Source organism: Mycobacterium sp. NGS34, from assembly GCF_059812845.1.
The window spans coordinates 326,919-353,240 of sequence record NZ_JCALDM010000003.1; the positions used below are offsets into that span (position 1 = coordinate 326,919).

A 26,322-nucleotide genomic window follows, 5' to 3' on the forward strand; every position below is an offset into this window, starting at 1 on the left:
GATTTGAGCGGCGCTTTCGCGCACTTAGTCCGCCAAAACACCCCGGATGGGGCCCAAATCGCCGTTTCCGCCCCTCCCGGAGGCCCAAAAAGCGCGAAATGGCGCCCGACCGGCCGAGCTACGGCGGCACCCGGGGCGGGCGTGTGGCGGCGGTGCCCGCGCAGTCCGTAGCCTGTCGGTCATGCGGATACGGGGCTCGGTTCGCGGCGCGCTCGCCGCCCTCTCCGCGGTGGTATTGGTCGCCAGCGGGTGCGCGCGATTCAATGACGCCCAATCCCAGCCGTTCACGACCGCCCCCGAACTCAAGCCGCAGCCCAGCTCGACGCCTCCCCCGCCGCCGCCGCTGCCGCCCACGCCCTTTCCCAAAGCGTGCCCGGCGCCCGGGGTCATGCAGGGCTGCCTGGAGAGCACCAGCGGCCTGATCATGGGTCCCGACAGCAAAACCGCGCTGGTGGCCGAGCGCACCACCGGCGCCGTCAAGGACATCTCGGTCAACGCCGAGCCGAAGGTCAAGATGGTCATCCCGGTCGACCCGTCCGGTGACGGCGGGCTGATGGACATCGTGCTGTCGCCCACCTATCAGCAGGACCGCCTGATGTACGCCTACATCAGCACGCCCACCGACAACCGGGTGATCCGCGTAGCCGACGGCGACATCCCGAAGGACATCCTGACCGGGATCCCCAAGGGCGCCACCGGCAACACCGGGGCGTTGATCTTCACCAGCCCGACCACGCTGGTCGTGATGACCGGCGACGCGGGCAACCCGGCGATGGCCGCCGACCCCAGGTCCCTGGCGGGCAAGGTGCTGCGCATCGAGCAGCCGACCACCATCGGTCAGGCGCCGCCGACGACCGCGCTGTCCGGCGTGGGCTCCGGCGGCGGCATGTGCATCGACCCCGTCGACGGCTCGCTGTACGTCGCCGACCGCACCCCCACCGCGGACCGCCTGCAGCGCATCACCAAGACCTCCGAGGTCTCCACGGTGTGGACGTGGCCGGACAAGCCCGGCGTGGCCGGGTGCGCGGCGATGGACGGGACCGTGCTGGTGAACCTGATCAACACCAAGCTGACCGTGGCGGTGCGGCTCGCGCCGAAGACGGGCGCGGTCACCGGCGAACCCGACGTCGTGCGCAAGGACACCCACGCCCATGCCTGGGCGCTGCGGATGTCGCCGGACGGAAACGTTTGGGGCGCAACGGTTAACAAGACGGCCGGCGACGCCGAGAAGCTCGACGACGTGGTGTTCCCGCTGTTCCCGCAGGGCGGCGGCTTCCCGCGCAACAACGACGACAAGACCTAAACGGGCCCCTCGAGGGTGAACCTCACGCCGTATTTGCGCGGCTCGGCGGCCGGCTTGTGCAAGACGAACCGCTCCGGGGCCTCGGTGCCGGGTTCGATCTCGTCGAGATCCGAGAGGTAAAGCACGTCCTCGTAGGAATCCGGAACCCATCCGGCGACGGGCTCCACGATGTAGGCGACGTGATCCCCGATGTCGATCCAATGCGCGGTCCTGCCGACGAACCAGGCGATCGCCTCATCGAGGATCGGCATCCCGTGCGGGCCGACCCGCCACGAGCAGCGGGCGAATTTGTCGGCCTGCTCGTCCGTTTCGCCGTCGAACAGCTCGGCCAGCGCGACGTGGCGTTGCGAGAGCACGTGCACCGCCAGGTGCTCGGATTGGCGGGCCGCCTCGCAGGTGGCGCTGCTGCGGGGCACCACGACCATGAAACTCGGCGGCTGCACGCTGGTTTGAGTGGCGAAACTGATCAGGCAACCCGACGGTTGAGCATCGGTTTGGGTCGTCACGACGAACACCGGGCTGTCCAGCATGGCCATCAAGTCGTCGAACACGGCGGGGCCCCTCGCGGTCAGCCCTGCCCGCAGGCGGCGAGCACGAGCTCGCGGACCCGGGCGGCGTCCGCCTGCCCACGGGTGGCCTTCATCACCGCGCCGACGATCGCGCCGGCCGCGGCCACCTTGCCGCCGCGAATCTTCTCGGCGACATCCGGATTGGCGGCCAGCGCCTCGTCGACGGCGGCCTGCGTCACCGAGTCGTCGCGCACCAGCGCCAGGCCGCGGGCGGTCATCACCTGTTCGGGTTCGCCCTCCCCGGCCAGCACGCCCTCCACGACCTGGCGGGCCAGCTTGTTGGACAGCTTGCCCTCGTCGACCAGGGCGATCACCGCGGCCACCTGAGCGGGGGTGATGGCCAGCTCGTCCAACTCGATGTTGGCCTCGTTGGCCTTCTGCACCAGGAAGTTTCCCCACCAGGCGCGGGCCTGCTCGCTCGCCGTGCCATGCTTGACGGTCTCGGTGACCAGTTCGACGGCCCCGGCGTTGACCAGATCACGCATCACCTCGTCGGAGACGCCCCACTCCTCCTGAATTCGCTTGCGGCTCAACCACGGTAGCTCGGGGATGGTTTGGCGCAGTTGCTCGACCAACTCGCGGCTGGGCGCGACCGGCTCGAGGTCGGGCTCGGGGAAGTAGCGGTAGTCCTCCGCGGTTTCCTTGGTGCGGCCGGGGCTGGTGTAGCCCGACTCGTGAAAGTGCCTGGTTTCCTGGGTGATCCGTCCGCCGGAGGACAGCACGGCGGCCTGGCGCCGCATTTCGTAGCGCACGGCGACCTCGACGCTCTTGAGCGAGTTGACGTTCTTGGTTTCGGTGCGGGTGCCGAACTCGGTTGTCCCGGTCGGCATCAGCGACACGTTGGCGTCACAGCGCATCGAGCCCTGATCCATCCGGACGTCGGACACGCCCAAGGCGCGCAACAGGTCTCGCAGCGCGGTGACGTAGGCGCGGGCGATCTGCGGGGCCCGCTCGCCGGCGCCCACGATCGGTTTGGTGACGATTTCGATCAGCGGCACGCCGGCCCGGTTGTAGTCGATCAGCGACGTCGTGGCGCCGTGGATGCGGCCGGTCTCGCTGCCCAGGTGGGTGAGCTTGCCGGTGTCTTCCTCCATGTGCGCCCGCTCGATCTCCACCCGCCAGGTGGAGCCGTCTTCCAGCGGCGCCTCCAGATAGCCGTTGATGGCGATCGGCTCGTCGTACTGCGAAATCTGGTAGTTCTTGGGCATGTCCGGGTAGAAGTAGTTCTTCCGGGCGAATCGGCACCACGGCACGATCTCGCAATTCAGCGCCAGCCCAATCCGAATCGCCGCCTCGACCGCGGCCTGGTTGAGCACCGGCAGCGAGCCCGGCAGCCCAAGGCACACCGGGCACACCTGGGTGTTGGGTTCGGCGCCGAATGTGGTGGAACAGCCGCAGAACATCTTCGTCGCGGTGGACAGCTCGACGTGCACCTCGAGGCCGAGGACGGGGTCGAAACGCGCGATGACCTCGTCGTAATCCAGCAGCTCGGACCCGGTGGCAATACTCATGCCGTCGATCCTAACTAGAATCGCGCGTCAGGATCCGGGCGGCGGTCGGCGGGCCCCCAGCCGGAGCTCCTGCTCCACGCCCGCGCCGGGAAACATGTCGGCCAGCGTGGCCGCCATCTCCAGATAGCTGCGCCGGCTTTCCTTGCTCAGCCGATCCAGGCCGATCTCCTTGCCGTCGTGCACGTGCCGGTCGAACGGCAGCACGACGGTGGCGCCGACGCGAGCGGACAACTGGTCGAGCTCCTTGGCGGCGACGACGGCGACCTTGCCCGCCTCGACGTGGTTGATCGCCAGCACGGTCCGCCTCATCAGGCGCTGATATCCCTTGTTGCGCAACAGGTCCAGGGTGGTCCTGGTCTTGCGTATCGCATCGATGGAGGTGCTGGTGACCACCACCAGGGCGCGCGACTCCGGCAGGACGGCGTCCATCACGGCCGAATTGACCGCCTTCACGCAGTCCACCAACACCACCGAATAATGTTTGCGCAGAATCGAAAACGCCCTGACGACGTCCTGCCGCTCGAGCCGCCAGTCAGTTCGGGCGTAGTCCGGCAGTCCGAGCACCTCCAGGCCGAAGCTGTTCATGTAGGTGTGCGCCCGCACATCCGAATAGTGAGTGGCCGCGCCGTCCCGCAACAGCTCGGCCATGCTCAGCGGATTGCGGCGGCCGTGGCGCTCGGCCAGGTCGCCGGCGTCGATGTCCACGGCGACCACCCGGTCGTCGCGGACGGCGGCGAAGGTCGAACCGAGCGCCTCGACTACGACGGTCTTGCCGACACCGCCCTTGAGGTTGAGGACGGCGATGGGGAACGCGCCGCCCACGGGCGTGCGGACGCGCTCCCGCAGCTCCTGCTCGTACGCCGAGCCCTTGCCCGGGCCGAGGTCGATGCCGGTGAGGCGCCGGACCAGGTCCCGCCAGCTGAACCCGACCGAGTCCTCGACGGCCTGCAGCTCGAGGCTGTCGAGGGCCGTCCCGCCGACGGTCAGCTCCGGGCGGGACCGCGGGGGGACCCGCCGCGCCGGTGCCGGCGCGGTGGGTGGAGGCTGCGGCGGTCGGGGCACCGTCGCGGACGTCCAATTGGGGTCGTCGCGCCCGCGCGGCGGCGGCCGCTGACGGTCTCGCGGGCCCGACCCCGGCTGGTGAATGACTCCGCGAATCGATCCGCGGTTGCTCATAGGAGTCGGTATAACCGCTTCGAGCTGGCGGAAAACCACGAATATCGAGACGACCCGGCCTGAGCTTCCGGCGGCGGCGGCAAATTCAGCCGGTGGCCAGGTCGGTGCCACCGGCTGTTCGCCGCCGCTTAGCCGAAGAAGGCCGCCGCGTCGTCGTAGCGGCTGTCGGGCACCAGCTTGAGCTGGCGCGTGGCGTCCGCCAGCGACACCCGGCCGATGTCCTGGCCGCGCAGCGACACCATCTGGCCGTACTCGCCGGCGTGGGCGGCGTCGGCGGCGTTGACGCCGAAGCGGGTCGCCAGCACCCTGTCGTAGGCCGTCGGGGTGCCGCCGCGCTGGACGTGGCCCAGCACGGTCACCCGGACCTCCTTGTTGATCCGCTTCTCGACCTCGGCGCCGAGTTGCTGGGCGACGCCGGTGAACCTTTCATGGCCGAACTCGTCAATCCCGCCCTCGCGCAACGTGATTGAGTCGGCGATCGGTTTGGCGCCCTCGGCGACCACGCAGATGAAGTGCGAATCCCCGCGCTGGAAGCGCCGTTTGACGAGCCGGCACACGTCCTCGACGTCGAACGGCTGCTCGGGGATCAGGGTCATGTGCGCTCCGGACGCCAGCCCGGCGTTCAGGGCGATCCATCCGGCGTGGCGGCCCATCACCTCCACCAGCATCACGCGCTGGTGGGATTCGGCCGTGGAATGCAACCGGTCGATGGCGTCGGTGGCCACGGTCAGCGCGGTGTCATGCCCGAAAGTCACGTCGGTGCAATCGATGTCGTTGTCGATGGTCTTGGGCACGCCGACGACGGGAACGTTCTCCTCGGACAGCCAGTGCGCGGCCGTCAGCGTGCCCTCGCCGCCGATGGGGATCAGCACGTCGATGCCGTTGTCGTCCAGGGTCTGTTTGATCTGGTTCAGCCCGGCCCGAAGCTTGTCGGGGTGCACGCGCGCGGTGCCCAGCATCGTTCCGCCCTTGGCGAGCAGGCGGTCGTTGCGGTCGTCGTTTTGCAACTGGATGCGCCGGTTCTCCAGCAGCCCGCGCCACCCGTCCTGAAATCCGACCACCGACGAGCCGTACCGCGAGTCGCAGGTACGCACCACCGCCCGGATGACGGCGTTGAGCCCGGGACAGTCGCCGCCCCCGGTGAGAATTCCGATCCGCATCTGTTTATCTTGCCCGCACGGGGCACGAATGGCGCGACCTGGCGCAAATTTGCGCGCTAGACGGTGGCCGCGCTCGGCAGCGCCCCGCGCGCCGCCTCGTAGGCAGCGCCCACCCGATACAGGCGGTCGTCGGCCAGCGCGGGGGCCATGATCTGAAGCCCGACCGGCAGGCCGTCGTCCGGGGACAGCCCGGACGGCACCGACATGCCACAGTGGCCGGCCAGGTTCAGCGGCAGCGTGCACAGGTCGAACAGGTACATGGCCAGCGGGTCGTCGACCTTTTCCCCCAGCGGGAACGCCGTGGTCGGGGTCGCCGGCGACACCACCACGTCGACGGATTCGTAGGCCCGGTCGAGGTCGCGCGCGATCAGCGTGCGGACCTTCTGCGCCTGGTTGTAGTAGGCGTCGTAATAACCCGCGGACAGCGCGTAGGTGCCGATCATGATGCGCCGCTTGACCTCCGGGCCGAAGCCGGCGGCGCGCGTCATGGCCATGACCTCCTCGGCGGAATGCGTGCCGTCGTCGCCGACCCGCAGCCCGTAGCGCATCGCGTCGAAGCGGGCCAGGTTGCTGGACACCTCGGACGGCAGGATCAGGTAGTAGGCGGCCAGCGCGTGATCGAAGTGCGGGCAGTCGACTTCGCTGACCTCGGCGCCCAGCTTCGTCAGCTGCTCGACGGCGGCCTCGAACGACGTCAGCACCCCAGGCTGGTAACCCTCGCCGCGCAGCTGGGAGACCACCCCGACGCGCACGCCCTTGAGGTCGCCGCCCGCGCCCGCCCTGGCGGCGGCGACGACGTCGGGCACCGCGGCGTCGACGGACGTCGAGTCGCGGGCGTCGTGCCCGGCGATCACCTGGTGCAGCAGGGCGGTGTCCAGCACGGTGCGCGCGCAGGGGCCGCCCTGGTCCAGCGACGACGCGCAGGCGATCAGCCCGTAGCGAGACACCGTGCCGTAGGTGGGTTTGACGCCGACGGTCGCGGTCAGTGCGGCCGGCTGGCGGATGGAACCGCCGGTGTCGGACCCGATGGCCAGCGGGGCCTGGAACGCGGCCAGCGCCGCCGCGCTGCCGCCGCCGGAACCGCCGGGCACCCGGTCGAGGTCCCACGGGTTGCGGGTGGGGCCGTAGGCGGAGTTCTCCGTCGAGCTGCCCATCGCGAACTCGTCCATGTTGGTCTTGCCCAGGATCGGGATCCCGGCCGCGCGCAGGCGGGCGGTGACGGTCGCGTCGTAGGGGGAACGCCAGCCCTCGAGGATCTTGGAGCCGCACGTGGTGGGCATGTCGAGGGTGGTGAACACGTCCTTGAGCGCCAGCGGGACCCCGGCCAGCGCCGACGGCAGCGGCTCGCCGGCGGCCACCGCGTCGTCGACGGCGGCCGCGGCAGCCAGCGCCTCGTCGGCCGCCACGTGCAGAAAAGCGTGGTAACGGTCGTCGGTCGCCTCGATCTGGTCCAGGCAGGCCCGGGTGATTTCCGTGGACGACAGCTCCCCGGCGGCGACCTGGGCGGCCAGCGTCGCCGCGTCGGATCGGACGATGTCGGAGGGCGCGCTCACTCGGCGTCCCCCAGGATCTGCGGCACAGCGAAGCGGCCCTCGACGGCCTCGGGCGCCGCGGCCAGCGCCTCGGCCTGCGTCAGGCACGGTGTCATCTCGTCCGGGCGGGTGACGTTGACGTCTTTCAGCGGGTTGTCTGTCGGCTCGACGCCGGTGACGTCGACCGATTGGACCTGGCTGACGTGGGTGAGGATGGCGTCGAGTTGGCCGGCGAAGCTGTCCAGCTCGGCATCGGTCAGCGCCAGCCGGGCCAGCCGGGCGAGGTGCGCCACGTCGTCGCGGGAGATCTGGGACACGACCGGAAAGCCTAGTCGGGCGGCCGAGACCGCCGGGCACTCAGGGCTCGCCGAAATGCTGTGGATACATCGCTGTGTAAAAGTGTTGGCCGTGCCGTCGTATCTGTTGCGCATCGAGCTGGCCGACCGCCCGGGCAGCCTGGGCTCGCTGGCCGTGGCGCTCGGTTCGGCGGGCGCCGACATCCTGTCGCTCGACGTGGTGGAGCGCAGCTCGGGTTATGCGATCGACGACCTGGTCATCGAGCTGCCGCCGGGGGCGATGCCGGACCGGCTGATCACCGCCGCGGAGTCGCTGCCCAACGTCCGGGTGGACAGCGTGCGCCCGCACACCGGGCTGCTGGAGGCGCACCGCGAGCTGGAGCTACTCGACCACGTCGCCGCCGCCGGCGACAACGAGTCGCGGCTGAAAGTCCTGGTCAACGGGGCGCCCAAGGTGCTGCGCGTCAGCTGGTGCGCGGTGCTGCGCAGTTCGGAGGGGCAGTTGGAGCGCCTCGCCGGCAGCCCGGGGTGTCCGGAAACCCGGGCGGATTCGGCGCCGTGGCTGCCGATCGAGCGCGCGACGGCGCTGGACCACACCGGCGAGTGGGTGCCGCAGGCGTGGCGCGACATGGACACCACGATGGTCGCAGCGCCGCTGGGCGACCCGCACACGGCGGTGGTCCTGGGCCGTCCCGGCCCGGAGTTCCGGCCGTCGGAGATCGCCCGGCTGGGCTATCTGGCGGGAATCGTCGCGACGATGCTGCGCTGACGCGTTCAGGTCAGCGGGGTCAGCAGCAGCCGGGAACCCATCCCGACCGTGTGTGCCAGCCCATCGGCATACGCGTCGAACAGCCCGCTGACGCGTCGTAGCTCCCACATCGTCTGCGCGGTCAGCCAGGCGAAATCGCGTGCCTTCGCGATGTCCCACGAGGTGATCAGGTGCGCGACCGGCTCGAGGTGATCGTCGACGGCCCGTTCGAGGTCGGTGAGGAAGGACCGCCGGATATCGGCCTCGACGCTGGCGAGGACGTCGTTGATTGTCTGGTAATCCGCGTGCACGCCCGGGCTGTCCGGCGTGCATCCGCGTGCGGCGCAGGTGGCGATCACGGCGAGTGGCAGGTCGTGCTCGATGTGGGCGTTCATGCCGGCGAGCGCAAACTGAATCGGCAACACGCGCGGGCTTTTTCGGGCGGCGAACAGCGGTTCCCACGCGTCGGGCTTGGCGCCGGCGGCGTCGTACGCGTCGAACCAGTAACCGGCGAACCGGACATCGAGGTCGGTGACGAAAGCGTTGTCGTGAAACACGCCGCTCGTCGCGAGCCGGTCCGCCATCATCTCGGTCACCCGCAGATAGACGCCGTTGAACACCTCGGCACCGTCACTGGGCGGTTGTTGTGCCGCGATCGCGCGCATGCGCGCGATCACGTCGGCAACGGAGGTGAGGCTCACTCTTCGGCCTCGGAAGGACCGTCGGCCAACAACTTTCGGAACCCGTCCTCGTCGAGGATCGGCACGCCGAATTCCACCGCCTTGTCGTACTTGGAACCCGGCGCGTCGCCGGCGACGACGTAATCGGTCTTCTTCGACACCGATCCCGCGGCCTTGCCGCCGCGCGACACGATCGCCTCCTTGGCGTCGTCGCGCGAAAAACCCGCCAGGGAACCGGTGACCACGATGGTCAGCCCCTCGAGCGTGCGCGGCACGCTGGCGTCGCGTTCGTCGGCCATCCGCACCCCGGCCACCCGCCACTTGTCGACGATCGCGCGGTGCCAGTCCACGGTGAACCATTCGGTGACCGCGGCGGCGATCGTCGGGCCGACGCCCTCGACCGCGGCCAGCTGCTCGGTGGACGCGTCCTCGATCGCCTGCAGGTCGCCGAATGCCGTGGCCAGCGCGCGGGCGGCCGTCGGGCCCACGTGCCGGATCGACAACGCCACCAGCACCCGCCACAGCGGCTGTGACTTGGCCTTGTCGAGGTTGGCCAGCAGCCGCTTGCCGTTGGCCGACACCGCGCCGCTCTTGGTGGTGAACAGCTCGGTGCGCAACAGGTCGTCCTCGGTGATCGAGAACAGGTCTCCCTCGTCGGAGATCACCCCGGCCTGCAGCAGCGCGATAGCGGCCTCGTAACCCAGCGCCTCGATGTCGAACGCGCCGCGGCCGGCGACGTGAAACACGCGCTCCCGCAACTGCGCCGGGCACGACCGGGCGTTGGGGCAGCGGATGTCGGCGTCGCCCTCCTTGGCGGGGGCGAGCGGGGTTCCGCATTCGGGACACGTTGTGGGCATGACGAATTCGCGTTCCGAGCCGTCGCGCAGGTCGACGATCGGGCCGAGCACCTCGGGGATGACGTCGCCGGCCTTGCGGATCACCACGGTGTCGCCGATCAACACGCCCTTGCGTTTGACCTCGGCGGCGTTGTGCAGGGTGGCCAACCCCACCGTCGAGCCGGCCACCTTGACCGGTGTCATGAACGCGAACGGCGTGACGCGCCCGGTCCGCCCGACGTTGACGCGGATGTCCAGGAGCTCGGTCTGCACCTCCTGGGGCGGGTATTTGTACGCGATCGCCCAGCGCGGCGCCCGCGAGGTCGAGCCCAGCCGGCGCTGCAGCGCCACATCGTCGACTTTGACCACCACGCCGTCGATTTCGTGATCCACGTCGTGGCGGTGCTCACCCCAGTAGGTGATGCGGTCGAGCGCGCCGGTCACGTTTTCCACCCGGGTGGTGTGCTCGGAGACGGGCAGACCCCACGCGCCCAGCGCCAGGTAGGCGTCGTGCAGGGTGGCCGGCCGGAAGCCCTCGGTGTGCCCCACCCCATGGCAGATCATCCGCAGCCTGCGGCGCGCGGTGACGGCGGGGTCCTTCTGGCGAAGGGATCCCGCGGCGCTGTTGCGGGGGTTGGCGAAGGGCGTCTTGCCGTCCTCCACCAGCGCGGCGTTGAGCGCCTCGAAGTCGGCGAGCCGGAAGAACACCTCGCCGCGCACCTCGAGGACCTTCGGTACGGGGTGGCCCGCGGCGGCCGTCAGCCGTTCGGGGACGTCGTCGATGGTTCGGGCGTTCAGCGTGACGTCCTCGCCGGTGCGGCCGTCGCCCCGCGTCGCCGCCCGGACCAGCCGTCCGTCGCGATATACGAGCGACAGCGCGACGCCGTCAATCTTGAGCTCGCACAGGAAGGGCACGTCCCCGACGTCCGGGCCGACCTCAGCGCGCACGCGGGCGGCCCACAGCTCGAATTCCTCGGCGCTGAAAACGTTGTCCAGGGACAACATTCGCTCGAGATGTTCGGCCTCGGTGAAATCGGTGGCGAAGCCGGCCCCGCCGACCAGCTGGGTCGGCGAATCGGGCGTGCGCAGCTCGGGATGCTGCTCCTCGAGCGCTTCGAGGCGCTTCAGGAGCTGGTCGAACTCCGCGTCGGAGATGATCGGCGCGTCGCGCACGTAGTAACGGAACTGGTGTTCGCGCACCTCGTCGGCCAGTTCCCGCCACTGCCGCCGAACGTCGGGCGAGACGGGGTCAGCCTCTGCTGAAGTCACCATCGCAGGTTATCGAAGGGGGCCGACGGGCTGGCTCGTGCGCCGAGATTGCCGTGGTGGTTGCGCTGAGTCTTCGCAGCGCAGCCATGGTGGCAATCTCGGCGACAAGCTCACTCGTCTTCCACGAATGCCCGCAACCGCTCCACCGCCGCGTCCCAGCGCCGCGACAGCTGGTCGAGGAAGTCGCTGGCTTCGGCCAGTGGTTCGGTCCGCACCGTCCAGACGCGCTCGCGCCCGCGGCGCGCGCTGGTGACCAGTCCCGCGGACTCCAGCAGCGCCAGGTGCTTGCTGGCCGCCTGCCGGGTGACCGGAATTGCTTGGGTGACTTGCGATGTCGAGCACGGTCCGACGTCGCAGAGCCGCACGATGATGCGGAGCCGATTCGCGTCCCCCAGCGCGTCGAACAGCGGCGCGCCGACGGCGCTCATACCCGGGTGCCCTCCAGATACCGGCGCACGAGGTCGGTCTGCATGGCCCAGCCCTCCGAGTTGGCCTCGAACGAGGACGCGCGACGCGCCGCGGGGATGGCGTCGAAGCCGGACTCGGTGATGGTGAGCAGCACGCCGTCGGGCGTCTCGGCGAGCGTGAACTCGACCAGCGTGGTCGGCCCATCGTCGACATCCGGCTCGCCTGCGCACGGCTGCCAGCGGTAGGCGAACCGCCGCTTGGGCTCGATCGCGACGATCTGCCAGGTGCTTTGCGCGCCGGCGTGCGGCTCCTGGCGCTTGGCGACCTCGTCGTCGACGGTGGTCGGCGTGATGGTCGCGCTGACCGGCCGTCCCGCGACGAACGGCCCGTCGAAGCGCACGCCGAACCAGTGGCCGAACTGCTCGGCGTCGGTGATGGCCCGCCACACCCGGTCCAGCGGAGCGCGCAACACGACTTGTTTCTGAATGCGATCGGTACTCATACGCAACCTCCTGGTTGCCTTTCACTTCACCACATCGCCCGACAAAACGCAACCGTTTGGTTGCCTATTGAATGGCGTCCGGGTCCTCGGCGAACGCCTCGGCGGCCTTGCGGGCGAGCTCGATCGCGGTCCGCGCCCACGCCGGCGTGGCGCTCGCCAGGCCACACGCCGGGGTCACGCCGATGCGCTCGCGCAACGCCGAGCGGCCGAATCCGAGCCGATCGGTCACCGCGACGACGGCGGTCGCCACCTCTTCGGCCGATGGCCGCTTGGGCGGCGCGGTCGCGGGGACCACTCCCAGCGCGACGGTGCGACCCGATTCGACGAAGGCCGCGATGCCGTCGAGGTCCTCGGCGCGCAGCGTGGCAGCGTCTACAGACACCCCACCAATCGCGCTGCGCCCCAAGAGATCCCACGGCAAACCCGAAGCGCAGCTGTGGACCAGCACGTCGGCGCCGACGGTCGCGGCGCACGTGTCGAGCAGTCCCAGGGCGACCGCCTCGTCGAGCGCGGCGACCGGGCTCAGCGACGTCACCCCGCTCAGCTGCCCACCCAACGCCGCCGGCAGCGACGGCTCGTCGAACTGCACGACCACCGGTGTATCGAGGCGGCGGGCGAGCGAAGCGCGATGCGCCGCAACGCCTTCCGCCAGCGACGCCGCCAGGTCGCGCACGGCGCCGGGGTCGGTGATGGCCCGGTGGCCGTTGGCGAGCTCGAGCCCGGCGGCCAGCGTGATCGGCCCGGGGGCCTGCACTTTGACCACCCGCCCGGCGCCGCGCAGCCCCGCCGTCTCCCAGGCCTCCTCCAGCGCGTCCATGTCCTCGTCGAGGAGGCTGACGGCGCGGCGGGTCACGGCGCCGGGCCGGGCCGTGATGCGGTAGCCGCGCGGCACCGTGTCGATGGCCACGTCGACCAGCAGCGCGCCGGCCCGGCCGAACAGGTCGGCGCCCACGCCCCGGGCGGGCAGCTCGACGAGGTGGGCCAGCGCGTCGGCCAACTCGCCGACCACCACCTCGGCGGCCGCGCGCGGCGCGGTGCCGGGCCACGATCCGACGCCGCTGGCCCTCGCGAACGGATGCGCGAAAACACTCACCGGCCAACCGTATTCGACGCCGCGATCGGCTCCGGTCGCCAGGGGTGTTCCGGGCGGGGTAGGTTCATGCCGAGAAGGGTGCAAAACGGTGGGGCACAGGGCGCGACTGGCACGGACAAGGCCGCTGCTGTTGATTGGCGCGGTGTTGCTGACGGCGGCGTGCACCCGGGTCGTCGGCGGCACCCCCCTCGCGGGATTCGGGCCCGCCGCCAAGGGCGTTCAGGGCGTCAACGTCGACACCATCCTGCTGGACCAGTCCCGGATGCGGGCCATCACCGGCGCCGGTGAGCACCTCACGATCATCCCGTCGATGGACGGCAACCGCCCGGTGGACATCGACGCCCTCGCCGAGGCCACGCCGGCCGAATGCCGGTTCCTCTACGCCGAGACGGCGACGTTTGGCCCCGACATCGAGGAGTTTCACAAGACGACCTTCCAGGACCCGCCCGACGGGGCCCTGATCTCCGAGGGCGCCGCCGCCTACCAGGACGTCGACACCGCCCGGCGGGCGTTCAGTGCGCTGGTGGGCGCCGTGGGCGGCTGCGCACACGGCTCGGCGGGCCAGTCACTGGTCGGCGAGTGGAACGCCAACGCGAACTCGCTGCACCTGGGGCCCGGCGGGTGCGGACGCGACTACCGCGTGCTGAAGGTGGCCATGGTGGAAGTCACCTTCTGCGGCTTCGCGCAGTCCGTGTCCGACATCGTGATGACGAACATCGCCGCCAACATTCCGGGCTAGATCACCAGTGCGCCGTGGCCAGCAGCTCGAAGTTGGGGTGGCCGTACTTGACCCACATCGCCACGTGGAGGGCCGTCATGGCCGCCGACACCGCCAGGGCCGCGATCGCCAGGCCGAAGCCATTCTCCCCGCGGCGCCTGACCTGCTGCAGCGCGACGACGGCGAAGATGGTGCTCAGCAGCGGGCTGCCGTACATGCCCATCAGGCTGAGCACGAAGGCCGCGATGGCCCAGGCGTTGGTCTGAACGGTCGGCACCTCACGCGCCGCGGCTTGCTGGGTGGTCATGTCGGCTCCTTTCCTGCTGTCAGGGAAAGGATCGGAAACCGCCCTTGGCGGATCCTCAAGGAATTCTTGGCGCGCTCAGCGGGAGGTGGCGGCGATGGTGGCGCTGCCGAGCACCTCGTCGCCGTCGGGGTCCGGGCGGTACAGCACCAGCGTCTGCCCGGGCGCGACGCCGCGCAGCGGGTTGCGCAGCCGAACGACGAGCTCGTCGCCGACCAGTTCGGCCACCGCGCCCACCGTCTCGCCGTGCGCCCGCACCTGCACCGCGCACTCGACGGGACCCTGCGGCGGGGCTCCGGCGGTGAAGACCGGGGACCGCCCCACCAGGCCGTGCACGTCGAGGTCGGCCGACTCCCCCACCTCGACCGTCCCCGTCTCGGCGTCGATCGACGTCACGTAGCGCGGACGGCCGGTCGGTCCCGGGCCGGCGATGCCCAGCCCCTTGCGTTGCCCGATGGTGAACCCGTGCACCCCGTCGTGGGTGGCCAGCACGGCGCCGTCGGTGGTGACGACGGCGCCGCGGCGCACCCCGATGCGCGCCCCCAAGAAGGCCCGGGTGTCGCCGGACGGGATGAAGCAGATGTCGTGGCTGTCCGGCTTGTCAGCGACGGCCAGGCCCCGACGGGCCGCCTCGGCCCGGATGTCGGGCTTGGCGGTGTCCCCGATGGGGAACGCCGCGTGCCGCAACTGCCCGGCGGTCAGCACCGCCAGCACGTAGGACTGGTCCTTGTCCCGGTCGACGGCGCGGCGCAACCGCCCACCGGACAGCCGGGCGTAGTGGCCGGTGGCCACCGTGTCGAAGCCCAGCGCAACGGCTTTCGCCGACAGCGCCGAGAACTTGATCCGCTGGTTGCACCGCACGCAGGGGTTCGGAGTTTCGCCGCGGGCGTAGGACTCGACGAAGTCGTCGATCACGTCCGCCTTGAACCGCTCCGCGAAATCCCATACGTAGAAAGGGATTCCGAGCACGTCGGCGACGCGGCGCGCGTCGGCGGCGTCCTCTTTCGAACAGCAGCCCCGCGAGCCGGTGCGCAACGTGCCCGGCGCCGACGACAGCGCCAGGTGCACCCCGACGACGTCGTGCCCGGCGTCGACCATGCGTGCGGCGGCGACGGACGAATCGACGCCGCCGCTCATCGCAGCGAGGACCTTCACTTACAGCGCCCCCGCGGCCGCCAGCGCGGCCCGCCGGGCGCGATCCACCGCGGCGGGCAGCACCCGCAGCACGGCATCGACGTCGGCGTCAACGCTGGTGTGCCCCAACGAGAGTCGCAGCGACCCGCGGGCACTGGCCGGGTCGGCGCCCATCGCGACCAGCACGTGCGACGGTTGCGCCACACCGGCGGTGCAGGCCGAGCCGGTCGAGCACTCGATGCCGTTGGCGTCCAGCAGCATCAACAGCGCATCGCCCTCGCAGCCGCGAAAGGTGAAGTGCGCGTTGCCGGGCAGCCGCGGGTCGCGGGCGCCGTTGAGGCTGACGTCGTCGATGCCGGCCAGGACGCCCTCGACCAGCCGATCGCGCAACACCCGCAGGCGCGCGCTGTTGGGCTCGAGCGCGTCCACCGCGATCCGGGCCGCCGCTGCCATTCCGACGGCGCCGGCGACATCCGGTGTGCCCGAACGGATGTCGCGCTCCTGGCCGCCGCCGTGGGACAGCGGCACGCAGGCGACGTCGCGGCGCAGCAGCAGCGCGCCCACGGCGGGCGGACCGCCGAACTTGTGCGCGGTCACACTCATCGCCGACAGCCCGCTGGCCGCGAAGTCGACCGGCAGCTGCCCCACCGCCTGAACGGCGTCGCTGTGCAGCGGGACGCCGAATTCGGCGGCGACAGCGGCGAGTTCGGCGACCGGCATCACGGTGCCCACCTCGTTGTTGGCCCACATCACCGAGACCAGCGCGACGTCGTCATGGCTTTGCAGCGCCTCGCGCAGCGCCGCCGCCGACACCGAGCCGTCGGCGGCGGTGGGCAGCCAGGTAACCTCGGCGCCTTCGTGTTCGACGAGCCAGTTCACCGAGTCCAGCACGGCGTGGTGTTCGACCTCACTGGCGACGATGCGCCGGCGCGACGGTTCGGCCCCGCGGCGGGCCCAATAGATGCCCTTGACGGCGAGGTTGTCGCTCTCGGTGCCGCCCGCGGTGAAGATGACCTCCGACGGGCGCGCGCCCAGCTTTTCGGCGATCAGCTCACGGGATTCCTCGATGCGCCGCCGCGCCGCACGCCCGCTGGTGTGCAGCGAGGACGCGTTACCGACCGTGCCGAGCGCGGCCGTCATCGCCTCGATGGCGGCGGGGTGCATCGGGGTGGTGGCGGCGTGGTCGAGGTAAACCATGACGGGCCCCACGATACCTGCAGGTCCGGTTAGCTAACCCACCAGCACGTGGCGCCGGCCCCGGCGCTGCGGCACCCCCACGCCCACCGCGGACTCGCAACGGCGGGCCAGCGCCCGCCGGTCGGTGCCCGGCAGCTGCAGGGATTCCACGTGAACGTGCGCCACGGTGCGGCGCACGGCCAGCAACCTGCACATCGACCGCCACAGGGTGTCGTCGCCGACGAAGGCCGGTGCGGTCGAAACGCCGCCGTCGGCGTTGTGGTAGGTCAACCTCAGTGGCTGTACCGGGCGGCCGGCGTCGACCGCGGCCTGGAACATCGCCGGATAGAAGGACCCGCAGGCCAGCCCGCACCAGGTGGTGCCCTCCGGGAACGCCACCACGGTCTGACCCGCACGTAGCCGGTGCGCGACGGTCTCGACAACCCAGGGCAGCCGCCGCAGGTTGGCCCGCTCGATGGGAATGATCTTGAGCAGGCGCACCGAGAGGGCGCCGAACATGTCGGCGCGGGCCACGAACGACCCGGGCAACACCGAACCGATGGCGAACACGTCCAGCCACGACATGTGGGGACTGACCACCAGGACGCCACGCAGGTTCCGGATCGGGCTGCCCGACACGCTGATCCGCACGCCGAAGCAGCGCAGCACCACCCGGCAGTAGAACCGTTGCACGCGCACCTGCCCGGGCAGCGGCACCAGCGCCAGCGGCACCGCCGGCACCAACAGCAGCGCCAGCAGGACGCGAAGCGTCACCCGCAGCACCACCCGCCACCGTGTCGAGGCGGGACCGACCCGCACGCAGCTGTTGTCGCACGTCGCGCGTGGCAGCCAGGCGTGGGCGCCGGGGGCGTTCACTGTGCGCCGCCCACCATTTCCGAAGCGGCCGAGACGGACCGCAGCCTCTTGAGATATCGGGTATCGGCGCGCCGTTTGTCCAGCAGCACGCAGAAGTCGCCCACACCGAAGTCCGGGTCGTGCGCCGGCTCGCCGCAGACCTGGGCGCCCAGCCGCAGGTAGCCGCGCATCAGCGGCGGGACCGTGGGCCGCGCCGGCGCGGGGATGTCGTCGAGGGACCGCCCGGCCACCCGGACGGGGCGGTGGGGGCGCACCCGGTACTGCGGCGGGGCGGCGTGGCGGTTGAGGATGAAGTCGCGCACGCCGCGCAGCTGGCTGCCCGGCGTGTCCCCGTCGGATTCGTCGCCGATGGGCACCGACACGCAGCCGGTCACATAGTCGTAGTCGTAGCGGTCGAGGTAGGCCAGGATGCCCGCCCACATCAGCAGGACGACGCCCCCGTTGCGGTGACCGTCGCGGACCACCGCGCGCCCCATCTCGACCAATGACGGCCGCAGCGCATCGAAGGCGCGAACGTCGAATTCCGTTGCGGTATAAAGCCCCCCGGCCGCGATCGCGCCGGCCGGCGCCAGCATCCGGTAGCAACCCACCAGCTCGCCGGTGTCGTCGTCGCGGACCAGTAGGTGGTCGCAGAATTCGTCGAACCGGTCGACGTCGAGGCGCTGCGTGCCGGCGGTCGGCAGGGCGAACCCGGGTGTGCTGGTGAATACGTCGTACCGCAGCCGCTGCGCCGCCTCGATCAAGCTGGGGTCGGTGGAGAGCAACAACGAATAGTGCGGCCCGGCCGAGCCCGTCGCCGCGCCCTCCGGCTTGTCGCTGGCGATCAGGACAGAAGCAATGCTCATGGGAACAACGTGGCGCAACCGATGAGCTAATCGGCATCGACGCTGTGACGTGTCGGTGCACGCCAGATGACGAAATATCGCGAAAATTCGCGCTAATTGACCGCGCGGTTAACGGACGCCGGACCGCCGGTGCTGAGGACGGCGGCGAATTTCGGGGAACCGCAACCGAAGCGACGGCAGGCTTTGCGAGAACGCTTGCCGCGCTTCGGTACTCGGGCCGGTGGAGGCCGGACCCGCGCGAAAATCAGCCCTTGCGGGCCTTGATCGCGTCGGTCAGCTGCGGGGCGACCTTGAACAGGTCGCCGACCACGCCGTAGTCGGCGATCTCGAAGATGGGTGCCTCTTCGTCCTTGTTGACCGCGACGATGGTCTTCGAGGTCTGCATGCCCGCCCGGTGCTGGATCGCCCCGGAGATGCCCAGCGCGATGTAGAGCTGCGGCGACACCGTCTTGCCGGTCTGGCCCACCTGGAACTGGCCCGGGTAGTAGCCGGAGTCGACCGCGGCGCGCGACGCACCGACGGCGGCACCCAGCGAGTCGGCCAGCGCCTCGACCACGCTGAAGTTCTCCGCGCTGCCCACGCCGCGGCCACCGGAGACCACGATGGTGGCCTCGGTCAGCTCCGGGCGGTCACCGGCGACCGCGGGCTCGCGGGCGGTGACCTTGGTGGCGTTCTCGGCGGCGGCCGGGACCTCGACGTTGACCTGCTCACCGGCGCCGGCGGCCGGCTCGGCGTCGACGGCACCGGCGCGGACCGTGATCACCGGGGTGTCGCCGTTGGCCTGCGCCTCGACGGTGAACGCGCCACCGAAGATGGAGTGGATGCCCTTGTTGCCCTCTTTGACCTCGACCACGTCGACCAGCAGGCCCGAGCCGATCCGCGCCGCGAGCCGGCCCGCGATCTCCTTGCCGTCGGCGCTGGCGGCCAGCAGCACGGCGGCCGGCGAGGCGGACTCGACCACCGATGCCAGGACGTCGACGACCGGGGTGATCAGGTAGGACTCCGCGTCGTCGGACTCGGCGACGTAGACCTTGGCGGCGCCGGCCTCGTTCAGCCCGTCGACCAGCGGCGCGGCCGTGCCGGGGGCGCCGACGACGACGGCGGACGGCTCGCCCAGCGCCCGGGCGGCGGTGATCAGTTCGGAGGTGACCTTCTTCAGCGCGCCTTCGGCGTGCTCGACCAACACCAGTACTTCAGCCATGGGTTATTTCGCTCTTCTCTTCGTCTGGGATCAGGGCTAGATGATCTTCTGGGCGACCAGGTACTGCGAGATCTGGTTTCCGCCCTCGCCTTCGTCGGTGACCTTCTCGCCCGCGGTCTTGGGCGGCTTCGGCGTCGACGACAGCACGGTGGAGCCGGCGTTGGCCAGCCCGACCTCGTCGGCCTCGACCCCGATCTCGGCCAGGGTCAGCACCGTGACCTCTTTCTTCTTGGCGGCCATGATGCCCTTGAACGACGGGAAGCGCGGTTCGTTGATCTTCTCGGTGACGCTGACCACCGCGGGCAGGGTGGCTTCGAGCGTGAACACGCCGTCGTCGGTCTCGCGCTCGCCGGTGACCTTGCCGCCGTCGAGGGACAGCTTGCGCAGGTGGGTCAGCTGCGGCAGGCCCAGGTATTCGGCGATGATGGCCGGCACCGCACCGCCGACGCCGTCGGTGGCCTCGTTGCCGGCGATGACCAGCTCGGTGCCCTCGATGGTGCCCAGCGCGCGCGCCAGGGCCCACGCGGTCTGGATCACGTCCGAGCCGTGCATGCCGTCGTCCTTGAGGTGGACGGCCTTGTCGGCGCCCATCGACAGGGCCTTGCGGATCGCCTCGGTGGCCCGCTCGGGGCCGGCGGTCAGCACGGTCACCGAACCGTCGACGCCGTCGGCGGCCTCCTTCTCGCGGATCTGCAGCGCCTCTTCCACGGCGCGCTCGTTGATCTCGTCGAGGACCGCGTCGGCAGCCTCGCGGTCGAGCGTCCAGTCACCGTCTTTCAGCTTGCGCTCCGACCAGGTGTCTGGGACCTGCTTGATCAGGACCACGATGTTCGTCATGAGTCTGGTTCGTCCTCCTCGAAGGGGTCGCGCAGCGGTCGACTGCGGACCTCGGTCACGCACTTTAAGACTGCACTCCCGTGTTACTAGCGGGTAACTTTGTGCCGTCTGCCCTCACACCATAGCGGGTCGTAGTGCAGGTTCTTTCGCCCTGTCTGCCCCTCCCCGCAGGGGTGCCCCGTTCGCGGTTCGCGAATCGGACACTTCGCGTTAGCCTGCCTATTCAATGAGCGCATTCCTGCCCGAGGTCCCCTCGGACGTGCCCGGCCCGCAGCCGTCGGCCCCGCCGGGGGCCGACGCGGTGTTGACGCTGACGGGCGAGCGCACCATCCCGGACCTGGACATCGAGAACTACTGGTTTCGCCGCCATCAGGTCGTTTACCAGCGGCTTGCGCCGCGCTGCGCGGGCCGCGAGGTGCTCGAGGCCGGCTGCGGCGAGGGTTACGGCGCCGACTTGATCGCGGGCGTAGCGCGCCGCGTCGTCGCGGTGGACTACGACGCGGCCGCGGTGGCCCACGTCCGCAACCGCTACCCCCGGGTCGAGGTCATGCAGGCCAACCTCGCGCAGCTGCCGCTGCCCGACGCGTCGATGGACGTTGTGGTGAACTTCCAAGTCATCGAGCACCTGTGGGATCAGCCACAATTCGTCGCCGAGTGCGCCCGGGTGCTGCGGCCCTCGGGGCTGCTGATGGTGTCCACCCCGAACCGGATCACCTTCTCACCCGGGCGGGACACCCCGGTCAACCCGTTCCACACCCGCGAGCTCAACGCCGACGAGCTGACCGAGCTGCTGGTCGACGCGGGCTTTTCCGACGTGGCCGTCTCCGGGCTGTTTCACGGCCCGCGCCTGCGCGAGATGGATGCCCGCCACGGTGGGTCGATCATCGACGCGCAGATCGCGCGGGCGGTCGCGGATGCGCCGTGGTCCCCCGAACTGGCCGCCGACGTCGCCGCGGTCACGTGCGACGACTTCGACCTGGACGACGTAGGCGACCGTGACATAGATGAAAGCCTGGACCTGATCGCGATCGCGGTGCGGCCGTGAGCACCCCGCACGTTCCCGGCATGTTCACCCTGGTGCTGCACACTCACCTGCCGTGGCTGGCCCACCACGGCCGCTGGCCGGTCGGCGAGGAATGGCTGTATCAGTCCTGGGCGGCTTCATACCTGCCGCTGCTGCGGGCGCTGCGCACCCTGGCCGACGAGGATCGGCACCGCCTCGTCACGCTGGGCGTCACCCCGGTGGTCAACGCCCAGCTCGACGACCCGTACTGCCTCGACGGCATGCAGCACTGGCTGGCCAACTGGCGGCTGCGGGCGACTGAAGCAACCTCGGCAGCGGCCAGCGTGCGCTCGGCGCGCGGTTCGAAGTCGGCGGAGTACCAGTCCTGCACGCCGGAAGCGTTGCGGGCCTTCGGAATTCGTGAGGAGGCCGAGGCGCACAGGGCCCTTGAGGACTACGCCACCCTCTGGCGGCACGGCGGCAGCCCGCTGCTGCGCGCCCTGATCGACGCGGGAACGGTGGAGTTGCTCGGCGGCCCGCTGGCCCACCCCTTCCAGCCGCTGCTCAACCCGCGGCTGCGCGAGTTCGCGCTGCGCGAGGGCCTGGCCGACGCGCAGCAGCGGCTGGCCCACCGCCCGACCGGGATCTGGGCGCCCGAATGTGCCTATGCCCCCGGCATGGAACACGACTACGCCGGCGCCGGCGTCACGCACTTCATGGTCGACGGCCCGTCGCTGCACGGCGACACCGCCCTGGGCCGGCCCGTCGGCGACACCGACGTGGTCGCGTTCGGGCGCGACCTGCAGGTCAGCTACCGGGTGTGGTCGCCGAAATCCGGCTACCCCGGCCACGCCGCCTACCGCGACTTCCACACCTACGACCACCTGACCGGCCTCAAGCCGGCCCGCGTGACCGGGCGCAACGTGTCCTCGGAGGGCAAGGCGCCCTACGATCCCGAGCGCGCCGACCGCGCGGTCGACGCCCACGTCGCCGACTTCGTCGACGTGGTGCGCGGCCGGTTGACGAGCGAATCGGAGCGCATCGGGCGCCCCGCCCACGTCGTGGCCGCGTTCGACACCGAGCTGTTCGGCCACTGGTGGTACGAGGGCCCGACGTGGCTGCAGCGGGTGCTGCGCGCCCTGCCCGAAGCCGGCGTGCGCGTCGGCACGCTGCGCGACGCGATCGACGGCGGATTCGTCGGCGACCCGGTCGCGCTGCCGCCCAGCTCGTGGGGCTCCGGCAAGGACTGGCAGGTATGGGCGGGCGAGCAGGTGGCCGACCTGGTCCAGCTCAACACCGAGGTGGTCGACACGGCGCTGAGCACGGTCGACAAGGCGCTGGCGCAGGACGGCCCGCTCCCCCGCGACCACGTCGCGGACCAGATCCTGCGCGAGACACTGCTCACCGTGTCCAGCGACTGGCCGTTCATGGTGAGCAAGGACTCGGCCGCCGATTACGCCCGCTACCGCGCCCATCTGCACGCACACGCCACCCGCGAGATCGCCGGGGCGCTGGCGTCCGGCCGGCGCGACGCCGCGCAGCGGCTGGCCGACGGCTGGAACCGCGCCGACGGCCTGTTCGGTGCCCTGGATGCGCGTAGGCTGCCCCGGTGAACGCCGCTTCCCGTCGCGAGCGTGCGTGTCTGTACACCGACACGCCGTTGCAGCCGACATTTTGCGCACTCTCACGGCGGAGGTACGCAGGCGCGTGAAGATCCTGATGGTGTCGTGGGAATACCCGCCGGTGGTCATCGGCGGGCTGGGCCGCCACGTCCATCACCTCTCGACCGCGCTGGCCGCCGCCGGCCACGACGTCGTCGTCCTGTCGCGCCGCCCCTCGGGCACCGATCCCAGCACGCACCCGTCGTGCGACGAGATCAGCGAGGGCGTCCGGGTGATCGCGGCCGCACACGATCCGCACGAATTCACGTTCAGCGACGACATGATGGCCTGGACCCTGGCGATGGGTCACTCGATGATCCGCGCCGGGCTGCCGCTGAAGAAGCACGGCAGCGACCGGTCGTGGCGCCCCGACGTGGTGCACGCGCACGACTGGCTGGTCGCCCACCCGGCCATCGCGCTTGCCCAGTTCTACGACGCGCCAGTCGTTTCCACGATCCACGCCACCGAAGCCGGCCGGCATTCCGGATGGGTGAGCGGGCCCATCAGCCGTCAGGTGCACGCGGTCGAGTCGTGGCTGGTGCGCGAATCCGATTCGCTGATCACGTGTTCGGCGTCGATGGCCGACGAGATAACCGAGCTTTTCGGCCCGGGCCTGGCCGGGATCACGGTGATCCCCAACGGCATTGACGCGGCCCGCTGGCCGTTCGCGCCCCGCAGGCCGCGCACCGGCCCGGCCGACCTGCTCTACCTCGGGCGCCTCGAGTACGAGAAGGGCGTGCACGACGCCATCGCCGCGCTGCCGCGGATCCGGCGCGCCCACCCGGGCACCAGCCTGACCATCGCTGGGGAGGGCACCCAGCAGGACTGGCTGATCGAGCAGGCCCGTAAACACCGGGTGCTCAAGGCGATTCGGTTCGTCGGGCACCTCGAGCACGCCGAGTTGCTGGCACTGCTGCACCGCGCCGACGCCGCGGTGCTGCCCAGCCACTACGAGCCGTTCGGGCTGGTGGCCCTGGAGGCCGCCGCGGCCGGCACCCCGCTGGTGACTTCGAACATCGGCGGCCTGGGCGAGGCCGTGATCAACGGGCAGACCGGGGTGTCGTTCCCGCCCCGCGACGTGCCGGCGCTGGCCGCCGCGGTCCGCACCGTGCTCGACGATCCGGACGCCGCGCAGCGGCGTGCCCGCGCGGCCCGCGAGCGGCTCACCTCCGACTTCGATTGGCGGACCGTGGCCATCCAGACCGCCCAGGTCTATCTGGCGGCCAAGCGCGGCGAGCGGCAGCCGCAGCCGCGGCTGCCCATCGTGGAGCACGCGCTGCCCGACCGCTAACGTCGAAAGATGGGGCTGGAATATTCGAGCGTGGTCGATGCACCGCGCGACGAGGTCTTCGCCTGGCACGCCAGGCCGGGCGCCTTTCACCGGCTGTCGCCGCCATGGCAACCGATGCGGCTGGTCAGCGAGGCCACCTCGCTCGAGGACGGCCGCGCCACGCTGGCGCTGCCCGGCGGGCTGCGATGGGTGGCCGAGCACCAAGCCGATTCCTACGATCCGCCGCGGCGATTCGTCGACGCCATCGGCGGTGCGGGGCTGGCGTCGCTGCCGGCGCGAATTGCGGTGCGGTGGCGGCACACCCACGAATTCGAGGACCTCGGCGGCGGCCGGACCCGGGTGATCGACCGGGTGGATACGCCGGTGCCCGGGTCGTTGTTGCGCCCCATGTTCGCCTACCGACACCGTCAGCTGGCCGACGACCTGGCCGCACACCGACTGGCCGCCGCAAACGGCCTGACGCCGAAGACCGTCGCCGTCACCGGATCGTCGGGGCTGGTCGGCTCGGCGATGACGGCATTCCTGCGAACCGGCGGGCACCGCGTCATCTCCCTGGTTCGCCGGGCCGCCACCGGCGACGACGAGCGTCGGTGGAATCCCGATGACCCCGACCCGGAGCTGCTCGCCGGGGTCGACGCGGTGATCCATCTGGCCGGCGCATCGATCGCCGGCCGGTTCACCGATGCCCACCGGAATGCGATCCGCGACAGCCGGATCGGCCCGACCCGCCGCCTGGCCGAACTGGCGGCCCGAACCGGACCCGCCGCACTCATCTCGGCTTCGGCGATCGGGTATTACGGCTACGACCGCGGCGACGAATCCCTCACCGAGGAGAGCGATCGCGGCGACGGCTTCCTCGCCGACGTCGTCGCCGAGTGGGAGGACGCGACGGCGCCCGCGGCGGCGGGGAGTGTGCGGGTGATCCGGGTGCGCACCGGCATCGTGCAATCGCCTCGTGGCGGCACCCTGCGGTTGATGCGACCGCTGTTCGGCGCGGGGCTGGGCGGGCGCCTCGGCGACGGCCGGCAATGGCTGTCGTGGATCGCCATCGATGACCTGGTCGACGTCTATCACCGCGCGCTGTGGGACACCGACCTGTCGGGCGCGGTAAATGCCGTTGCGCCGCAACCGGTTCGAAACTCCGAGTACACCCGCACCCTCGCCCGGGTGCTGCGCCGGCCAGCGGTCTTGCCGGTGCCGCCGCTCGGTCCCCGGCTGCTGCTGGGCGATCAGGGCGCCCGCGAACTCGCGTGCGCCAGCCAACGCGTGATTCCTGAGAAACTCACCGCGGCCGGGCACCGGTTTCGCCAGCCCGGCCTCGACGCGGCCCTGCGTCACCTGCTCGGGCGTTAGCCCCCGTCCCTGCCCTCGCGGCTGCGCCGGTAGGCGCGGGCCCGTAGATCGGCAAGCCATTCCGGGTAGAGGCTGACCCCCGGCGCGGTGTTGGCGACCGGATCGAACGCCACGTCCGGTTCGGGGTCGCGGACGCCGGTCAACCTCAGCCGCGCCAGCGGGGCGAAATCGGCCCTGCCGCAGGCCTGGTCGATCGCAAAGTCGACGCCGCCCGCGCCGATCGCCTGCCCGACGCCGCCCAGCGATAGCCCAAAACCGTTGATATCGCTCATGCTTCGTGCCCTGAGCCACCAGACGCTGCCCTGGTAGGAGAACGGCATGAGGCTGGTGAGCGTCTGACCGGTCCACGACGTGGTCGGTCGCAGCGCCACGGCCCGCGCCAACACACCCGAACCCGCCGAGACGAGCAAAATGTCCCACGGTCTCGCTGCCACCTGGCGGGGTGCGACGCGGATCGCCAGGCCGATGAAGTCGGGCAGCGCCCCGGGCGTGCCGGCGGCCTTGGAGATTCGGGCGACAACGTCGGACGACGCGATCGGCAGCCCCTCGGCCGCCGGCGCAACGCGTTCCAGCGAGCCTTCCGCGAGGACGCCGACCGGATGGAAAAATCTGCGGCCGCGCAAAGCGGATCCCCATTGAAAGGGCTTGGCCAGGAGGTCGGAAACGTTCACCGCCGGCGGGTTCCCGTTCTGCGCCGGCAGAAACACGGCCGGCCCCGCGGGTCGCCGCCGAAATTGGTGGTCCCATTCGGCCACCTCGGCGCGGCGTGGGCGCTAGCATGTAAGGCGGGTTGAGTTCACAGCTTCTTTATTGGAGCGCCGTGCGTAGCACCCGGTCGCC

The 26,322-nt window shown here is 70.7% G+C and carries 26 protein-coding genes; 7 read left to right on the forward strand and 19 right to left on the reverse strand.

Going from position 1 to position 26,322, the window contains the following annotated elements; all coding sequences use genetic code 11:
- Positions 1–181: 181 nt before the first annotated feature.
- On the forward strand, positions 182–1,303 hold the full coding sequence (locus AC5Y7V_RS10455; protein ID WP_499879959.1) for a PQQ-dependent sugar dehydrogenase: 1,122 nt from the start codon (positions 182–184) through the stop codon (positions 1,301–1,303).
- Here the strand turns inward: AC5Y7V_RS10455 and AC5Y7V_RS10460 are convergent.
- From AC5Y7V_RS10460 to gatC, 6 genes are all read right to left on the reverse strand, one after another.
- Entirely contained in the window at positions 1,300–1,839 is a 540-nt protein-coding gene (locus AC5Y7V_RS10460; protein WP_499880173.1) for a flavin reductase family protein, read from the reverse strand. The genes AC5Y7V_RS10455 and AC5Y7V_RS10460 overlap by 4 nt on opposite strands.
- A gap of 32 nt (positions 1,840–1,871) precedes the next feature.
- Positions 1,872–3,383, reverse strand: coding sequence for an Asp-tRNA(Asn)/Glu-tRNA(Gln) amidotransferase subunit GatB (gene gatB / locus AC5Y7V_RS10465; RefSeq protein ID WP_499879960.1), 1,512 nt, complete (start codon positions 3,381–3,383; stop codon positions 1,872–1,874).
- A gap of 27 nt (positions 3,384–3,410) precedes the next feature.
- On the reverse strand, positions 3,411–4,559 hold the full coding sequence (locus tag AC5Y7V_RS10470) for a MinD/ParA family ATP-binding protein (RefSeq protein ID WP_499879961.1): 1,149 nt from the start codon (positions 4,557–4,559) through the stop codon (positions 3,411–3,413).
- Positions 4,560–4,687: 128 nt separating this feature from the next.
- Positions 4,688–5,719, reverse strand: a complete 1,032-nt coding sequence (locus AC5Y7V_RS10475) for an ATP-dependent 6-phosphofructokinase (protein ID WP_067153321.1) — start codon at positions 5,717–5,719, stop codon at positions 4,688–4,690.
- Positions 5,720–5,775: 56 nt separating this feature from the next.
- On the reverse strand, positions 5,776–7,272 hold the full coding sequence (gene gatA, locus AC5Y7V_RS10480) for an Asp-tRNA(Asn)/Glu-tRNA(Gln) amidotransferase subunit GatA (protein ID WP_499879962.1): 1,497 nt from the start codon (positions 7,270–7,272) through the stop codon (positions 5,776–5,778).
- Positions 7,269–7,568, reverse strand: coding sequence for an Asp-tRNA(Asn)/Glu-tRNA(Gln) amidotransferase subunit GatC (gatC, locus tag AC5Y7V_RS10485; protein ID WP_499879963.1), 300 nt, complete (start codon positions 7,566–7,568; stop codon positions 7,269–7,271). The genes gatA and gatC overlap by 4 nt, the downstream gene beginning before the upstream one ends.
- A 91-nt stretch (positions 7,569–7,659) precedes the next feature.
- On the opposite strand from gatC, the gene AC5Y7V_RS10490 reads away from it, so the two are divergent.
- Positions 7,660–8,316 carry an ACT domain-containing protein gene (locus AC5Y7V_RS10490; RefSeq protein ID WP_499879964.1) on the forward strand — a complete coding sequence of 219 codons (657 nt, stop codon included), beginning with the start codon at positions 7,660–7,662 and terminating at the stop codon, positions 8,314–8,316.
- Between the two features lie 5 nt (positions 8,317–8,321).
- On the opposite strand, the gene AC5Y7V_RS10495 is transcribed toward AC5Y7V_RS10490, so the two are convergent.
- From AC5Y7V_RS10495 to AC5Y7V_RS10515, 5 genes are all read right to left on the reverse strand, one after another.
- The gene (locus AC5Y7V_RS10495; protein WP_499879965.1) at positions 8,322–8,996 is read right to left on the reverse strand and encodes a DUF5995 family protein; all 675 of its coding nucleotides are present in this window, start codon (positions 8,994–8,996) and stop codon (positions 8,322–8,324) included.
- Positions 8,993–11,080, reverse strand: coding sequence for an NAD-dependent DNA ligase LigA (gene ligA, locus AC5Y7V_RS10500; protein WP_499879966.1), 2,088 nt, complete (start codon positions 11,078–11,080; stop codon positions 8,993–8,995). Before ligA ends, AC5Y7V_RS10495 begins: the two co-directional genes overlap by 4 nt.
- Positions 11,081–11,190: 110 nt before the next feature.
- Entirely contained in the window at positions 11,191–11,508 is a 318-nt protein-coding gene (locus AC5Y7V_RS10505; protein ID WP_499879967.1) for an ArsR/SmtB family transcription factor, read from the reverse strand.
- Positions 11,505–11,990: an SRPBCC family protein gene (locus tag AC5Y7V_RS10510; RefSeq protein ID WP_499879968.1), complete on the reverse strand. Its 486-nt coding sequence runs from the start codon at positions 11,988–11,990 to the stop codon at positions 11,505–11,507. The genes AC5Y7V_RS10505 and AC5Y7V_RS10510 overlap by 4 nt, the downstream gene beginning before the upstream one ends.
- Positions 11,991–12,054: 64 nt before the next feature.
- Positions 12,055–13,083: a uroporphyrinogen decarboxylase/cobalamine-independent methonine synthase family protein gene (locus tag AC5Y7V_RS10515; protein ID WP_499879969.1), complete on the reverse strand. Its 1,029-nt coding sequence runs from the start codon at positions 13,081–13,083 to the stop codon at positions 12,055–12,057.
- Positions 13,084–13,189: 106 nt separating this feature from the next.
- Here AC5Y7V_RS10515 and AC5Y7V_RS10520 point away from each other — a divergent pair, with 106 nt between their 5' ends.
- The gene (locus AC5Y7V_RS10520) at positions 13,190–13,822 is read left to right on the forward strand and encodes a sensor domain-containing protein (RefSeq protein ID WP_499880174.1); all 633 of its coding nucleotides are present in this window, start codon (positions 13,190–13,192) and stop codon (positions 13,820–13,822) included.
- Between the two features lies 1 nt (position 13,823).
- On the opposite strand, the gene AC5Y7V_RS10525 is transcribed toward AC5Y7V_RS10520, so the two are convergent.
- From AC5Y7V_RS10525 to AC5Y7V_RS10555, 7 genes are all read right to left on the reverse strand, one after another.
- A complete protein-coding gene (locus tag AC5Y7V_RS10525) occupies positions 13,824–14,108 on the reverse strand; it encodes a DUF4190 domain-containing protein (RefSeq protein ID WP_499879970.1) in 285 nt (94 codons plus the stop codon).
- 75 nt (positions 14,109–14,183) lie between these two features.
- A complete protein-coding gene (mnmA, locus tag AC5Y7V_RS10530; RefSeq protein ID WP_499879971.1) occupies positions 14,184–15,260 on the reverse strand; it encodes a tRNA 2-thiouridine(34) synthase MnmA in 1,077 nt (358 codons plus the stop codon).
- Positions 15,261–16,436 carry a cysteine desulfurase family protein gene (locus AC5Y7V_RS10535; protein ID WP_499879972.1) on the reverse strand — a complete coding sequence of 392 codons (1,176 nt, stop codon included), beginning with the start codon at positions 16,434–16,436 and terminating at the stop codon, positions 15,261–15,263. It lies immediately after the preceding gene.
- A gap of 33 nt (positions 16,437–16,469) precedes the next feature.
- Positions 16,470–17,291, reverse strand: coding sequence for a lysophospholipid acyltransferase family protein (locus tag AC5Y7V_RS10540; RefSeq protein ID WP_499879973.1), 822 nt, complete (start codon positions 17,289–17,291; stop codon positions 16,470–16,472).
- Complete coding sequence (locus AC5Y7V_RS10545; RefSeq protein WP_499879974.1) at positions 17,288–18,136, reverse strand: GNAT family N-acetyltransferase; 849 nt, start codon at positions 18,134–18,136, stop codon at positions 17,288–17,290. The genes AC5Y7V_RS10540 and AC5Y7V_RS10545 overlap by 4 nt, the downstream gene beginning before the upstream one ends.
- A 244-nt stretch (positions 18,137–18,380) precedes the next feature.
- Positions 18,381–19,337 (reverse strand): electron transfer flavoprotein subunit alpha/FixB family protein, encoded by a 957-nt coding sequence (locus AC5Y7V_RS10550; protein ID WP_499879975.1) that lies wholly within the window; start codon positions 19,335–19,337, stop codon positions 18,381–18,383.
- A 36-nt stretch (positions 19,338–19,373) separates the two neighbouring features.
- Positions 19,374–20,174 carry an electron transfer flavoprotein subunit beta/FixA family protein gene (locus tag AC5Y7V_RS10555; protein WP_499879976.1) on the reverse strand — a complete coding sequence of 267 codons (801 nt, stop codon included), beginning with the start codon at positions 20,172–20,174 and terminating at the stop codon, positions 19,374–19,376.
- Between the two features lie 226 nt (positions 20,175–20,400).
- On the opposite strand from AC5Y7V_RS10555, the gene AC5Y7V_RS10560 reads away from it, so the two are divergent.
- The 4 genes from AC5Y7V_RS10560 to AC5Y7V_RS10575 all read left to right on the forward strand — a co-directional run bounded on the left by AC5Y7V_RS10560 (position 20,401) and on the right by AC5Y7V_RS10575 (position 25,482).
- Positions 20,401–21,219 (forward strand): class I SAM-dependent methyltransferase, encoded by an 819-nt coding sequence (locus tag AC5Y7V_RS10560; protein WP_499879977.1) that lies wholly within the window; start codon positions 20,401–20,403, stop codon positions 21,217–21,219.
- Between the two features lie 20 nt (positions 21,220–21,239).
- On the forward strand, positions 21,240–22,790 hold the full coding sequence (locus tag AC5Y7V_RS10565) for a 1,4-alpha-glucan branching protein domain-containing protein (RefSeq protein WP_499880175.1): 1,551 nt from the start codon (positions 21,240–21,242) through the stop codon (positions 22,788–22,790).
- A gap of 94 nt (positions 22,791–22,884) precedes the next feature.
- A complete protein-coding gene (locus AC5Y7V_RS10570) occupies positions 22,885–24,129 on the forward strand; it encodes a glycosyltransferase family 4 protein (RefSeq protein WP_499879978.1) in 1,245 nt (414 codons plus the stop codon).
- Between the two features lie 9 nt (positions 24,130–24,138).
- The gene (locus AC5Y7V_RS10575; RefSeq protein ID WP_499879979.1) at positions 24,139–25,482 is read left to right on the forward strand and encodes a TIGR01777 family oxidoreductase; all 1,344 of its coding nucleotides are present in this window, start codon (positions 24,139–24,141) and stop codon (positions 25,480–25,482) included.
- Here AC5Y7V_RS10575 and AC5Y7V_RS10580 read toward each other — a convergent pair.
- On the reverse strand, positions 25,479–26,153 hold the full coding sequence (locus AC5Y7V_RS10580; protein WP_499880176.1) for a phosphodiesterase: 675 nt from the start codon (positions 26,151–26,153) through the stop codon (positions 25,479–25,481). The genes AC5Y7V_RS10575 and AC5Y7V_RS10580 overlap by 4 nt on opposite strands.
- Positions 26,154–26,322: the final 169 nt, after the last annotated feature.

Excerpts from the sequence above, each read along its gene's own strand:
- AC5Y7V_RS10455 (WP_499879959.1), top strand. The coding sequence starts at position 182 with ATGCGGATACGGGGCTCGGTTCGCGGCGCGCTCGCCGCCCTCTCCGCG.
- AC5Y7V_RS10460 (WP_499880173.1), bottom strand. The coding sequence starts at position 1,839 with ATGGCCATGCTGGACAGCCCGGTGTTCGTCGTGACGACCCAAACCGAT.
- gatB (WP_499879960.1), bottom strand. The coding sequence starts at position 3,383 with ATGAGTATTGCCACCGGGTCCGAGCTGCTGGATTACGACGAGGTCATC.
- AC5Y7V_RS10470 (WP_499879961.1), bottom strand. The coding sequence starts at position 4,559 with ATGAGCAACCGCGGATCGATTCGCGGAGTCATTCACCAGCCGGGGTCG.
- AC5Y7V_RS10475 (WP_067153321.1), bottom strand. The coding sequence starts at position 5,719 with ATGCGGATCGGAATTCTCACCGGGGGCGGCGACTGTCCCGGGCTCAAC.
- AC5Y7V_RS10505 (WP_499879967.1), bottom strand. The coding sequence starts at position 11,508 with ATGAGCGCCGTCGGCGCGCCGCTGTTCGACGCGCTGGGGGACGCGAAT.
- AC5Y7V_RS10510 (WP_499879968.1), bottom strand. The coding sequence starts at position 11,990 with ATGAGTACCGATCGCATTCAGAAACAAGTCGTGTTGCGCGCTCCGCTG.
- AC5Y7V_RS10525 (WP_499879970.1), bottom strand. The coding sequence starts at position 14,108 with ATGACCACCCAGCAAGCCGCGGCGCGTGAGGTGCCGACCGTTCAGACC.
- AC5Y7V_RS10535 (WP_499879972.1), bottom strand. The coding sequence starts at position 16,436 with ATGGTTTACCTCGACCACGCCGCCACCACCCCGATGCACCCCGCCGCC.
- AC5Y7V_RS10545 (WP_499879974.1), bottom strand. The coding sequence starts at position 18,136 with ATGAGCATTGCTTCTGTCCTGATCGCCAGCGACAAGCCGGAGGGCGCG.
- AC5Y7V_RS10550 (WP_499879975.1), bottom strand. The coding sequence starts at position 19,337 with ATGGCTGAAGTACTGGTGTTGGTCGAGCACGCCGAAGGCGCGCTGAAG.
- AC5Y7V_RS10555 (WP_499879976.1), bottom strand. The coding sequence starts at position 20,174 with ATGACGAACATCGTGGTCCTGATCAAGCAGGTCCCAGACACCTGGTCG.
- AC5Y7V_RS10560 (WP_499879977.1), top strand. The coding sequence starts at position 20,401 with ATGAGCGCATTCCTGCCCGAGGTCCCCTCGGACGTGCCCGGCCCGCAG.
- AC5Y7V_RS10565 (WP_499880175.1), top strand. The coding sequence starts at position 21,240 with ATGTTCACCCTGGTGCTGCACACTCACCTGCCGTGGCTGGCCCACCAC.
- AC5Y7V_RS10575 (WP_499879979.1), top strand. The coding sequence starts at position 24,139 with ATGGGGCTGGAATATTCGAGCGTGGTCGATGCACCGCGCGACGAGGTC.